The organism is Pseudomonas sp. FSL R10-0056, from assembly GCF_009600105.1.
GTDB classification, from domain to species: Bacteria; Pseudomonadota; Gammaproteobacteria; order Pseudomonadales; family Pseudomonadaceae; genus Aquipseudomonas; species Aquipseudomonas bubulae.
In genome coordinates, this window is the sequence record NZ_WIWL01000005.1 from 1 (window position 1) to 12,246 (window position 12,246).

A 12,246-nucleotide genomic window follows, 5' to 3' on the forward strand; every position below is an offset into this window, starting at 1 on the left:
GCCTGGAAGACGTCACCGCCGTGCTGCACCCGGTGCTGGCCGACGCCGCCATTCGCGCAGCCCGGGCCCTGGATATTCCGGTGGTGGGGCTCGACCTGATGGTGCCCGCCGCCGACCAACCCGACTATGTATTTATTGAAGCCAACGAACGCGCCGGGCTGGCCAACCATGAACCACAGCCCACCGCCGAGCGCTTTATCGATCTGTTGTTTCCCCACAGTCAGCCTGCTCAATAGCTGACCGGCCCTCAGGAGTTTTTATGAACCGCAGCCTCCCTGAACCCGACCTCGACTACCTGCAACGGGTATTGCTGGAAATGCTCGCCATTCCCAGCCCCACCGGTTTTACCGACACCATCGTGCGCTATGTCGCCGAACGCCTCGACGAATTGGGGATCCCTTTTGAACTGACCCGCCGCGGCACCTTGCGCGCCACCCTCAAGGGCCAGAAAAACAGCCCGGACCGCGCCGTGTCCGCGCATCTGGATACGATTGGCGCCAGCGTGCGGGCGATCAAGGACAACGGCCGGCTGGTGCTGGCACCTGTTGGTTGCTGGTCGAGCCGGTTTGCCGAAGGCAGCCGCGTCAGCCTGTTTACCGACAACGGCGTGATCCGTGGCAGTGTCCTGCCATTAATGGCTTCTGGCCATGCCTTCAATACCGGCGTGGATGAACTGCCGATCAGTTGGGACCATATCGAGTTGCGCCTGGATGCCTACTGCGCCACCCGCGCGGATTGCGATTCCCTGGGGGTCAATATTGGTGACTTCGTAGCGTTCGACCCACTGCCGGAATTTACCGAAAGTGGCCATATCAGTGCGCGGCATCTGGATGACAAGGCGGGTGTGGCGGCCCTGCTCGCCGCCCTGAAAGCCATTGTCGACAGTGGCGAACAGCCCCTTATCGACTGTCATCCGCTGTTTACCATCACCGAAGAAATCGGCAATGGTGCGGCAGCGGCCTTGCCGTGGGATGTGAGCGAGTTTGTCGGGATTGATATTGCTCCGGTGGCTCCGGGCCAACATTCCAGCGAGCATGCGGTCAGTGTGGCGATGCAGGATTCGGGCGGCCCCTATGACTATCACCTGTCGCGGCATTTGCTGGGGCTGGCCAGTGACAATGAGTTGCCGGTGCGCCGGGACATGTTCCGTTATTACTTCAGCGATGCTCATTCGGCCGTGACGGCGGGGCATGATATTCGCTGTGCGTTACTGGCGTTTGGCTGTGATGCCACCCACGGGTATGAGCGCACCCATATTGATAGCCTGGCGGCGTTGAGTCGTTTGCTGGGTGCCTACATCCTCAGCCCGCCGGTGTTTGCCAGCGATGCCCAGCCGGCGCAGGGCTCACTGGACCGCTTCAGCCATCAGATCGAACATGATGCGCAGATGGAAAGCGATACGCGAGTGCCGTCGGTAGAGAGTCTGGTGGGGGAAAATCGGAGCTGAAGCAAAGCCCTAACCCTCTCCCAGAGGGAGAGGGTTGGGGTGAGGGCAGACGTCAGACCTGAGCCTGAGCCCCTTCAAACCATGCCAGTTTCTCACGCAGCAAAACCACTTCGCCCACGATCACCAGCGTAGGCGCATGCACTTCATGCTCCGCCACCAATGTCGGCAAGTCGGCCAGGGTACCGGTAAACACGCGCTGGTTGGACGTAGTGCCCTGCTGAATCAACGCAGCCGGGGTATCAGCCGAACGACCATGCTTGATCAACTGCTCACAGATGATCGGCAAGCCCACCAGGCCCATGTAGAACACCAGGGTTTGCGCCGGGGCTACCAGGTCGCTCCAGGGCAGGTTGCTGGTGCCGTCTTTCAGGTGGCCGGTAACAAAGCGCACAGACTGCGCGTAGTCGCGATGGGTCAACGGAATACCGGCATACGCCGCGCAACCACTGGCGGCGGTAATACCCGGCACCACCTGGAACGGAATCCCGTGGGCGGCCAGCTCTTCGATTTCTTCACCGCCACGGCCAAAGATGAACGGATCGCCACCTTTGAGCCGCACCACGCGCTTGCCCTGCTTGGCCAGATCGACCAGTTGCTGGTTGATCTGGTCTTGTGGCACCGCATGCTCAGCGCGACGCTTGCCCACATAAATACGTTCGGCATCGCGACGGCACAGTTCAAGAATCGCCGGGGCCACCAGACGGTCGTAGAGCACCACGTCTGCCTGTTGCATCAGGCGCAATGCACGGAACGTCAGAAGATCGGGATCACCCGGCCCCGCACCCACCAGATACACCTCACCGGTGGTTTCGACAGCCTGATCTTCAATCTTGGCCAGCAGCAAGCGCTCGGCTTCAGCGCCCTGCCCGGCCAGCAAACGATCGGCAATCGGGCCCTGGAACACATCTTCCCAAAACCCGCGACGCTGCTGCACATCCGGAAACAAGCCTTTGACCCGGCTACGGAAGCGCGCCGCAAGGCCCGCCAACTGGCCGTAGGTCGACGGAATCCAGGTTTCGATCTTGGCCCGGATCAACCGCGCCAGCACGGGCGCATCACCACCACTTGAAATGGCAATTACCAGCGGCGAACGGTCGACAATCGCCGGGAAGATCACGCTGCACAAGGCGGGCGCGTCGACCACGTTGACCGGTACGCAACGGCGATGGGCGTCGGCGGAAACCTGAGCGTTAAGTGGCTCATCGTCGGTGGCGGCGATGATCAGGACGCACCCTTCAAGGTCGGCCTCGGCATATCCGCGCAGCACCTGTTCGCCACCGCTGCTGTTTATCAACTCGCACAACTGTGGCTCCATGGCGGGTGCGACCACCCGCAGCACGGCACCGGCATCGGCCAGCAGGCGGGATTTGCGCAAGGCAATCTCCCCACCGCCAACCACCAGTACACGGCTGCCACGCAGGTTATGAAACAGCGGCAGAAACTCCATTTAGCCGATGACCTCAATACCGCCCATGTAAGGCTTGAGCACGTCCGGCACACGGATCGAACCGTCAGCCTGCTGGTAGTTTTCCAACACGGCTACCAGGGTGCGGCCTACCGCCAGACCGGAACCGTTAAGGGTGTGAACCAGTTCCGGCTTGCCGGTTTCCGGGTTACGGAAACGCGCCTGCATGCGACGGGCCTGGAAATCACCGCAGTTGGAGCACGACGAAATTTCGCGGTACTTGTCCTGGCTCGGGACCCACACTTCCAGATCGTAGGTTTTAACTGCGCTGAAACCCATGTCACCAGTGCACAGCGCCAGGGTGCGGTAAGGCAGTTGCAGCAGTTGCAGAACCTTCTCGGCATTGCCGACCAGGCCTTCAAGGGCGTCCATCGAGGTGGACGGTTCAACGATCTGGACCATCTCGACCTTGTCGAACTGGTGCTGACGGATCATGCCGCGGGTATCGCGCCCCGATGCACCGGCCTCGCTGCGGAAGCACGGCGTGTGCGCCACCAGCTTGATCGGCAGGGCCTTGTGTTCAACGATTTCGCCGGCAACGATATTGGTCAGGGTGACCTCAGCGGTCGGGATCAGGTAGAAATCGGCTTCGCCTTCACGGCTGATCTTGAACAGCTCTTCTTCGAACTTTGGCAACTGGCCAGTGCCTTGCAGCGCCGGGGCCTGCACCAGATAAGGCGTGTAGGCCTCTTCGTAGCCATGCTCACCGGTGTGCAGGTTGATCATGAACTGTGCCAGAGCACGATGCAGACGGGCAATCGGGCCGCGCAGCAAGGCAAAACGGGCACCGGACAGTTTGGCGGCGGTTTCAAAGTCCAGCCAGCCGTGCTGCTCGCCCAGGGCGACATGGTCCTTGATCTCGAAATCAAAGGCAGTCGGGGTGCCCCAGCGACGGATTTCGACGTTGCCGTCTTCGTCAGCGCCTACCGGCACGGACGCATCCGGCAGGTTCGGCAGGCCCAGCAGGATGGCGTCCAGCTCAGTCTGGATGGCTTCCAGTTCAACCTTGCCATTGGCCAGGTCGCTGCCCATGGTCTCGACGCTGGCCATCAGTGGCGCGATATCTTCACCGCGAGCCTTGGCCTGGCCAATGCTTTTGGAGATGGCATTGCGCTCGGCCTGCAGCTTCTCGGTCAGGGTCTGGACTTCTTTACGCTTGGCTTCCAGCGCGTCAATGCGCGCCACGTCCAGCTTGAAGCCACGGGATGCCAGGCGATCCGCTACGTCCTGCAGGTTGCTACGTAACAGTTTGGAATCAAGCATGTCGGTTTCTCGTTTATCAAAGTTTGGTCAAGGACAGGCCAGCCCAGGTTGCGAGCAGCCCGCCGAATACGCTGAGGGCCGCATAGCCCAATGCCAGTGGCACCTGCCCGCTTTCCAGCAGGCGCACCGTATCCAGTGAAAAGGATGAAAAAGTGGTCAAGCCACCCAGGAAACCGACCATCAGCCCGGCGCGGACTTCAATCGGTACTTCCGGGCGTATCAGAAAAAGTCCGTACAGGACGCCAATCAGCAGGCAGCCCACGATATTAACGGCCAATGTCGCGGTATAAAAGTGCCGCGGCCAATTGGCGTTGATCCAGTTACCCGTAGCGAAGCGCAACAATGTACCTGCAATGCCACCCACCGAGACCGCTGCAATCAATGGAATCACGGTTTTCTCCGCTGTTTGGGGCTGGCCCGGTCCAGTGCGGCGAGGTATTTCAACTTTTCGCCGATTTTGAGCTCAAGGCCCCGTGGCACCGGCTGATACAGGTTCAAGGGTTCAAGTTCGTCCGGGTAATAGTCTTCCCCGGCCGCGTACGCGTCAGGCTCGTCATGGGCATAGCGATACTCGTCGCCATAACCCAGTTGCTTCATCAGCTTGGTCGGCGCATTGCGTAAATGCAGCGGCACTTCCAGCGAGCCGTATTCTCCTGCGCTGCGCAGTGCGGCCTTGAAACCCATGTACACCGCGTTGCTTTTCGGTGCGCAGGCCAGGTAAGTGATGGCCTGGGCCACTGCCAGTTCGCCTTCCGGGCTGCCGAGCCGCTCTTGCACATCCCAGGCCGACAGGCACAGGCTCAGAGCTCGCGGGTCGGCGTTGCCGATATCCTCACTGGCCATGCGTACCACACGCCGGGCGATGTAAAGCGGATCGCAGCCGCCGTCGATCATGCGTGCAAACCAGTACAGGGCACCGTCAGGATTCGAGCCGCGCACCGACTTGTGCAAGGCAGAGATCTGGTCATAAAAGGCTTCGCCGCCTTTGTCGAAACGACGCTGGGTATCACCCAGCAGGTTGTGCAGCAGCTCGGTGCCGATTTCGCTGTGGTCTTCGGCGAGGTCCGAAGCGTTTTCCAGCAGATTGAGCATGCGCCGGCCATCGCCGTCAGTCGCCCGCAGCAAAATCTGAAAGCTTTCTTCGCCAAGGGTCAGACCGCGCTTGCCCAGGCCCTTGTCTTCGGTCAGCGCACGCTGCACCAGCTTGCGTAGCGCCGCTTCGTCCAGGCTTTTGAGCACATAGACCCGCGCCCGCGAGAGCAAGGCGTTGTTCAGTTCGAACGAGGGGTTTTCCGTGGTGGCACCGATAAAGATCAGGGTGCCATCTTCGACGTAGGGCAAAAAGGCATCTTGCTGCGACTTGTTGAAGCGATGCACTTCGTCGACAAACAGGATGGTGCGCCGGCCGTACTGGCCAGCCTGCTGCTTGGCGATTTCGACGGCCTGGCGGATCTCCTTGACCCCGGCCAGGACCGCCGAGACCGTTTCAAAGTGGGCATCCGAGACTTCCGCCAGCAGCCGCGCCAGGGTGGTCTTGCCCACGCCCGGCGGGCCCCAGAAGATCATGGAGTGCAGCGCGCCCTGCTCCAGTGCCTCACGCAAGGGCTTGCCGCGGGCGAGCAGGTGCTGCTGGCCGACATACTCGTCCAGGTTGGCCGCACGCAAACGGGCAGCCAGTGGCTGGGCTATCGGGGCACTTCGAAACAGATCCATGGGCAGCGTTTGAAACCTCTTCCAGGGCTTATTCCTGGATAACATCAGCCCCTTTCGGGATATCGAACTTGAACTTGGAAGCCGGGATCGGCTCGTTGACCTTGACCCCTGTGAACAGGATGTTGGTGCGCTGACCCACGCTGTCGATCAACTGCATGTCGTTGATCTTGCCGCCGCGAAACGACAGGCGCAGGGAGTCGAACAAGGTGTCCTTGGTCTTGGGCTTGAGGGTGAAGTCCATTACATCACCGGCTTGTTTGGAGGTGATGTCAAAACTTTCACTGATTTTTGATACATCACCGGACAGCAACAAGGCCGGGGTCTGGGTCAGGCGCTGATCGAGTTTCTTGATCGTAACCTGCTCCAGGTCCGGGTCCCACAGCGAGACTTTCTGGCCATCGGAGACCATCAGTTGCTCCTGGGGAGCATCGGTGTGCCAGTAGAACAGCCCAGGACGCTTTACCGACATTTCGCCGGCAGTTTCCTGCAACTGGGTGCCACTGCCGTCGAGGGTCAGCTGGGAAAAACGGGCCGTGATGGTATCAGAGCCCAACAGTTGGCCAAGACGCTTCACACTCTCGGCGTCGGCATGGGCCGACAGCGAGGAAAAGGCCAGTACCGGTAGCAACAGCATGCTGACAAAACGCATGGACATCCTCATTGATTAGTTAGAAGCCCTGGGGCTGATCAATCGCGCATCGGGGCCGGCGCCAGTACTTCGCGCGAGCCATTAGTGTTCATAGAGGTTACGACCCCGGCCATTTCCATGGATTCAATCATTCGCGCAGCGCGGTTGTAACCGATCTTCAATTTGCGTTGTACAGCAGAAATGGAGGCACGGCGGCTTTCCAGTACAAACTGTACGGCTTCGTCATACAAGGCATCCGTTTCAGGGTCGTCCCCACCTTCGCTGCCACCGCCTTCAAAGCCGCTGCCCGCCTCTTCAACACCGTTGAGGATATCTTCGTTGTAGTCCGGAGCGCCGCGCAGCTTCCAGGCTTCAACCACGCGGTGAACTTCATCGTCGGACACAAACGCGCCATGAACCCGGATCGGCAAGCTGGTACCTGGCGGCATATAGAGCATGTCACCGTGACCCAGCAATTGCTCGGCGCCACCCTGATCGATGATGGTACGCGAGTCGATCTTGCTCGATACCTGGAACGCCATGCGGGTCGGGATGTTGGCCTTGATCAGGCCGGTAATCACGTCCACCGACGGGCGCTGGGTCGCGAGGATCAAGTGGATGCCCGCAGCCCGAGCCTTCTGGGCAATACGGGCGATCAATTCTTCAACTTTCTTGCCGACGATCATCATCATGTCGGCAAATTCGTCGACCACTACCACGATGGTCGGCAACTTCACCAGCAACGGTGCTTCGTCGTGAATGCTTTCGCGCTTGTACAGCGGATCGACAAGTGGCTCGCCGGCATCCTGGGCGTCCTTGACCTTCTGGTTGAAGCCGGCGAGGTTACGCACGCCCATCTTGGCCATCAGCTTATAGCGGCGCTCCATCTCGGCAACGCTCCAGCGCAAGGCGTTGGCGGCGTCCTTCATGTCCGTTACAACCGGGCACAGCAGGTGCGGGATGCCTTCGTAGATCGACAATTCAAGCATTTTCGGGTCGATCATGATCAGCTTGGCGTCTTCCGGGCCAGACTTGAACAGGATCGACAGGATCATGGCGTTAACGCCTACAGACTTACCAGAACCGGTAGTACCGGCTACCAGCAAGTGCGGCATTTTCGCCAGGTCGGTGATCACTGGCCGCCCACCAATGTCATGGCCCAGGGCCAGAGCTACCGGCGACTTGGCGTTATCGTACTCAGGGGTCGACAACACTTCGGAGAAGCGCACGATCTGGCGGTCTTCGTTGGGAATCTCGATACCGACGGTGGTTTTGCCAGGAATGACCTCAACCACCCGCACACTGGTCACGGCCAGCGAGCGCGCGAGGTCCTTGGCCAGGTTGGCAATGCGGCTGACCTTTACGCCAGCAGCAGGTTGAATTTCGTAACGGGTAATCACCGGGCCCGGGTGGATGGAATCCACCGTCACTTCGACGCCGAATTCCTTGAGCTTGATTTCCAGCAAGTGGCCAACGGCCGCTAGGGATTCGGGGGAATAATTGAGCTGTTTTTTCTCGGCCGGATCCAGAATCGAGATCGGCGGCAAGGTACCTTCAACCGCGCTGTCCACAAACAACGGCGCCTGTTTCTCTTTTTGCACGCGCTTGCTCGGCTCGGGCGCCTTGGGCGGTGCCGGGGCAATCACTGCCGGCACGTGTTTTTCACGCTCGGACATGTGCTTGCTCAACGCCTGCTCGCGCTCGATCAGGCGCTCTTTGGCCTTGGCCTGCTCACGCTTGTCGGAAACGCTTGGCGCGACCACTTCATTGACCCGGGCATCCACTTCGCGCAGCTTGGCCTGCAGTTGCTTGCGCTCGTTACGTTCGGCCCACCAACGGTTGGCTGCGCCCTGGATCAGCTCGAACAGGTCGAGGGTGATCTTGCCCGTCACGTCCATGACCTTGAACCATGACAGGTCGGTAAACACCGTCAGGCCAAACAGGAACAAGGCAATCAATAGCAGGGTACTGCCCTGGATATTCAGTGCATTCCTGGCCAGGTCGCCCAGGCTTTCGCCCAGCGCACCGCCCGCCCCCGCAGGCAGACCCGAGGCAGAGTGAAAATGGATATGGGCCAGCGCCGCACCGGAGAGCACCAGAAAAATCAGGCCCACCAGACGCCACGAAAACAGCCAGCCGCTCCACTGCCAGGGCTGATGCCGCTCGCGGAAGATCTGGTAGGCCTTGACCGCCAGCAGCAGCGGAAAAATATAGGCAAAGTAACCCAGCACCATAAACAGGATGTCGGCACTGTAGGAGCCGGCTGGCCCGCCGAAGTTCTGTACATCGACAACCCGGCTGTTATGGCTCCAGCCGGGGTCATCCTTGCCATAGGTCAGCAGGGCCATCATCAGGAACAGGCACAGGGCGCCGATAGCGATCAATGCACCTTCCTTGAGCCGGTAGTGCAATTGCTGACGCCAGAGAGGAACTGCTTTGGGTGCTGCTGTGGATTTCTTCAAAACGGGTCTTTTCCTGCGCCTGTGGCGCGCCCAACTATTAATTGACTAATGTGACTGCAAAATACTGCTCATAGCGAGCAGACGACAAGTTCGGACTTGAAATGAGCCCTGCCCTTATTATTGCGTGCTGCAACGTGGAGCAGTTTAGATCAGCTCATACAGGCAGGCCATTGTACGGGTTTGAGCCGCTGATGCCATGCTGGCCATAACTCGCCGGGAAGCGCCAATTTGAGCATGTATTACCTTTTGTGACAAAGACTTATACCACCACCAAAACACAGCTTGTAATTAACTGGCAGATCGACTGAGACCGCACTTGCGTGACAGAGTTGCAGCCGCCCTCCCCTTCTTGTGCAAGACTCAATGCCATGCTGACCTGGTTAAAACGCGACACCCTGACATTTCCGCCACTGGCCAACGCCATGCGCGAACCCAATGGCCTGCTGGCCGCTGGCGGTGACCTGTCCGCCGACCGGCTGATCCAGGCCTATCGCCATGGCTGTTTTCCGTGGTTCAGCGAGGGCCAGCCAATCCTGTGGTGGTCGCCTGATCCGCGCACGGTGCTGTTTCCCGAAGAGCTGCATATCTCCCGCAGTTTGGGCAAACTGCTGCGCAAGCAACGCTACCAGGTGAGTTTTGACCGCGACTTCGCAGCCGTGATCCAGGCCTGTGCCGCTCCACGAGACTATGCGGATGGCACCTGGATTACCGACGACATGCAAAACGCCTATATCGAACTGCATGCCCGCGGCCATGCCCATTCGGTGGAAGTCTGGGACAACGGTGAGCTGGTGGGCGGATTGTATGGCCTGGCCATGGGCCAGTTGTTTTTTGGCGAGTCCATGTTCAGCCGTGCCGACAACGCCTCAAAGTTCGGCTTCGCCACGCTGGTCAGACAGCTGCAGGCCTGGGGGTTTGTGCTGATTGACTGCCAGATGCCCACAGATCACCTGCAAAGCCTGGGAGCGCGTTCAATCCCGCGCCAGATATTTGCCGAGTATTTGCAAAAACATCTGGATCTTCCCACAACTGCGCAGTGGGTTTAGTAGGCGACTTTTGCGCGCTGGCTTACACTTAATTTAAAGATTTTCCGAGGGTTCATCATGACCGAGTTGGCGCGCTTGAAGTTTTATGCCACTCAACCTCACGCATGCAGCTACTTGCCTGGCGAACAGGCCACCACGCTGTTCCTCGACCCCAGCCAGCCGATGGATGTGCAGGTTTATGCCGATTTGTCCGAGATGGGTTTCCGGCGCAGTGGCGACCATCTTTATCGCCCGCATTGCCTGAAGTGCGATGCCTGCACCCCGGCGCGCATCCCGGTTGCCCGCTTCCTGCCCAACCGCCAGCAAAAACGCATTTTCAAGCGCAATGCCGATTTGCAGGTAGAGGCGGTAAAACCGGCGTTCAGTGAAGAGAACTTTGATCTTTACCAGCGCTATATCGAGCAGCGCCATGCCGATGGCGATATGTACCCGCCCAGTCGCGATCAATTTTCGACCTTCCTGGTGCGCGACCTGGCGTTTTCCAGGTTTTACGAATTCCGCCTTGATGGCCGTTTATTGGCGGTCGCCGTCACGGACGTGCTGCCCAATGGCCTGTCGGCGGTCTACACCTTCTACGATCCCGACGAAGAGCGGCGCAGCCTGGGGCGCTATGCAATCCTCTGGCAAATCGCCGAAGCGCGCCGCCTGGAGCTGGATGCGCTGTATCTGGGGTACTGGATCAAGAACTGCAAGAAGATGAATTACAAGACCGAATATCGGCCCATTGAGCTCTTAATCAATCAGAGATGGAGCTCTCTTGATTGAACCCTTGGCTTAACCCCCATTTTTCGGGCACAATGCACGCCGCTTTTGCCTGGCGCAGTTGCACCGGGCCATTCATTGGACACCGAGGGCTTTACTGCATGTCGAAAGAAGACAGCTTCGAAATGGAAGGCACTGTCGTCGACACCCTGCCCAACACCATGTTTCGTGTGGAGTTGGAAAATGGGCACGTCGTAACCGCGCATATCTCCGGCAAGATGCGCAAGAACTACATTCGTATTCTTACCGGTGACAAAGTGCGCGTCGAGCTGACGCCCTATGACTTGAGCAAAGGGCGCATCACTTACCGCGCTCGCTAAGCAAGTCAATACAAAACGCCCGGCTCTGCCGGGCGTTTTTGTTTGTCTGCGATTTGAGCCTGCCGTGGGAGCAAGCCTGCTCGCGAAGCAAACGACGCAATTTTTCGGGCAAACCGCAGTGATCCCTTCGCGAGCAGGCTCGCTCCCACAATCAGGGCTCAACATATAAAGTTTGAACTCCTGTAACTATTTTGTCTTATTAGCTATATACCCAAACCTAACTTCCAAACTTCCTGAACCCTGGCTGTACCAGCCACACTTGCCGGGTTTAAACATTGACTTGCACCCGCGGCCTGAGTAGATTGCACAGGCCGGTCATTCAGGCCGCCTATAAACTTCACAAAAGAAGCCAATGGACACAGTATCTAGTCGCTGTCCGGTCACCGTCACTACGGCGATCCGGGCGCTAAATCCAGACATTGACAGGACTCGCCTGCACGGCGGGGTCAACTGCGCTAGAGCCTGACGCTCCATCGTAACGACCTCACCGGCGACAGTCCGGTCACGAGGTGTGTTATGACCTTTAAAACCCATGTACTACCCGGCGTTCAAGCCTTTGCCTCAAGCATGCGCGTGAAACTTTCACGCGAGCCCACCCTGGCCCGCTCGACCCGCTCACCCTTTTCCACATCCGTTGCCGACGCAAAACCTGCGCACCGCCAGGTGCATTGGCGCGTCAGCCCTGCAACAGGCCAACTGGAGCAGCGCTGGAGCATGGCCGACACCCAGGACCCGCAGAGTCGGTTCTTGCGCTGATTCATAATTAATTAAAACCCTGCCAACCCACTGGAGTTCCTTATGGAAGAAGCCAGTAGTCACCCGCTGCCCGCGTATTAATTACTTCGCAGCAGCGGGACTTTAAAGCGCACTTAACACTTCAATTAAACCGATTGCGAAGTTTGCGACTCGGCATACATTGGCACGCCTGTTAAAAGGCCATTCAATATATGCCCGGTCAAGAGTTGGCGACAGGAGTACTCATCATGAGCGCCGTAAAAAATACTAAAGTTCGGGACAAGAACAGCGCCAGCGACAGCAATAAACTGTCCATGCGTGCCGCTAGGGATGCTCCGATCAACTTGTCGTGCAGCCGCGGCAAGTTGCAATTTTCCAGGCACCTACAGCGTCATTGGACGAAAA

11 protein-coding genes and 1 pseudogene are annotated in these 12,246 nt (G+C 58.8%); 6 read left to right on the forward strand and 6 right to left on the reverse strand.

The genetic code is table 11. The features are described from left to right. Both GHO42_RS00220 and GHO42_RS00225 read left to right on the forward strand, forming a co-directional pair. A pseudogene (locus tag GHO42_RS00220) lies at nucleotides 1-236 on the forward strand (N-acetylglutaminylglutamine synthetase); the annotation flags it as partial. A 23-nt stretch (nucleotides 237-259) separates the two neighbouring features. After that, nucleotides 260-1,447: an osmoprotectant NAGGN system M42 family peptidase gene (locus tag GHO42_RS00225; RefSeq protein WP_095003282.1), complete on the forward strand. Its 1,188-nt coding sequence runs from the start codon at nucleotides 260-262 to the stop codon at nucleotides 1,445-1,447. A 52-nt stretch (nucleotides 1,448-1,499) separates the two neighbouring features. On the opposite strand, the gene cysG is transcribed toward GHO42_RS00225, so the two are convergent. Genes cysG through ftsK form a run of 6 tightly spaced genes read right to left on the reverse strand, consistent with a single transcriptional unit; the run spans nucleotide 1,500 to nucleotide 8,978 of the window. Beyond that, complete coding sequence (cysG, locus tag GHO42_RS00230) at nucleotides 1,500-2,894, reverse strand: siroheme synthase CysG (protein ID WP_153328891.1); 1,395 nt, start codon at nucleotides 2,892-2,894, stop codon at nucleotides 1,500-1,502. Further along, the gene (serS, locus tag GHO42_RS00235; RefSeq protein WP_130871748.1) at nucleotides 2,895-4,175 is read right to left on the reverse strand and encodes a serine--tRNA ligase; all 1,281 of its coding nucleotides are present in this window, start codon (nucleotides 4,173-4,175) and stop codon (nucleotides 2,895-2,897) included. A gap of 16 nt (nucleotides 4,176-4,191) precedes the next feature. Then, complete coding sequence (crcB, locus tag GHO42_RS00240) at nucleotides 4,192-4,566, reverse strand: fluoride efflux transporter CrcB (RefSeq protein WP_095003285.1); 375 nt, start codon at nucleotides 4,564-4,566, stop codon at nucleotides 4,192-4,194. Next, nucleotides 4,563-5,888, reverse strand: a complete 1,326-nt coding sequence (locus GHO42_RS00245; RefSeq protein WP_153328889.1) for a replication-associated recombination protein A — start codon at nucleotides 5,886-5,888, stop codon at nucleotides 4,563-4,565. Before GHO42_RS00245 ends, crcB begins: the two co-directional genes overlap by 4 nt. A gap of 28 nt (nucleotides 5,889-5,916) precedes the next feature. Then, complete coding sequence (gene lolA / locus GHO42_RS00250; RefSeq protein WP_046809214.1) at nucleotides 5,917-6,537, reverse strand: outer membrane lipoprotein chaperone LolA; 621 nt, start codon at nucleotides 6,535-6,537, stop codon at nucleotides 5,917-5,919. Between the two features lie 38 nt (nucleotides 6,538-6,575). Further along, complete coding sequence (gene ftsK, locus GHO42_RS00255; protein ID WP_095003287.1) at nucleotides 6,576-8,978, reverse strand: DNA translocase FtsK; 2,403 nt, start codon at nucleotides 8,976-8,978, stop codon at nucleotides 6,576-6,578. A gap of 368 nt (nucleotides 8,979-9,346) precedes the next feature. Between ftsK and aat the strand changes: the two genes are divergently transcribed. The 4 genes from aat (at nucleotide 9,347) to GHO42_RS00275 (ending at nucleotide 11,862) form a co-directional block, all read left to right on the forward strand. Then, nucleotides 9,347-10,024 carry a leucyl/phenylalanyl-tRNA--protein transferase gene (gene aat / locus GHO42_RS00260; RefSeq protein ID WP_095003288.1) on the forward strand — a complete coding sequence of 226 codons (678 nt, stop codon included), beginning with the start codon at nucleotides 9,347-9,349 and terminating at the stop codon, nucleotides 10,022-10,024. Between the two features lie 57 nt (nucleotides 10,025-10,081). Further along, nucleotides 10,082-10,789 carry an arginyltransferase gene (locus GHO42_RS00265; RefSeq protein ID WP_095003289.1) on the forward strand — a complete coding sequence of 236 codons (708 nt, stop codon included), beginning with the start codon at nucleotides 10,082-10,084 and terminating at the stop codon, nucleotides 10,787-10,789. 98 nt (nucleotides 10,790-10,887) lie between these two features. Next, complete coding sequence (gene infA, locus GHO42_RS00270) at nucleotides 10,888-11,106, forward strand: translation initiation factor IF-1 (RefSeq protein ID WP_002553999.1); 219 nt, start codon at nucleotides 10,888-10,890, stop codon at nucleotides 11,104-11,106. 516 nt (nucleotides 11,107-11,622) lie between these two features. Then, the gene (locus GHO42_RS00275) at nucleotides 11,623-11,862 is read left to right on the forward strand and encodes a hypothetical protein (protein ID WP_095003290.1); all 240 of its coding nucleotides are present in this window, start codon (nucleotides 11,623-11,625) and stop codon (nucleotides 11,860-11,862) included. Nucleotides 11,863-12,246: the final 384 nt, after the last annotated feature.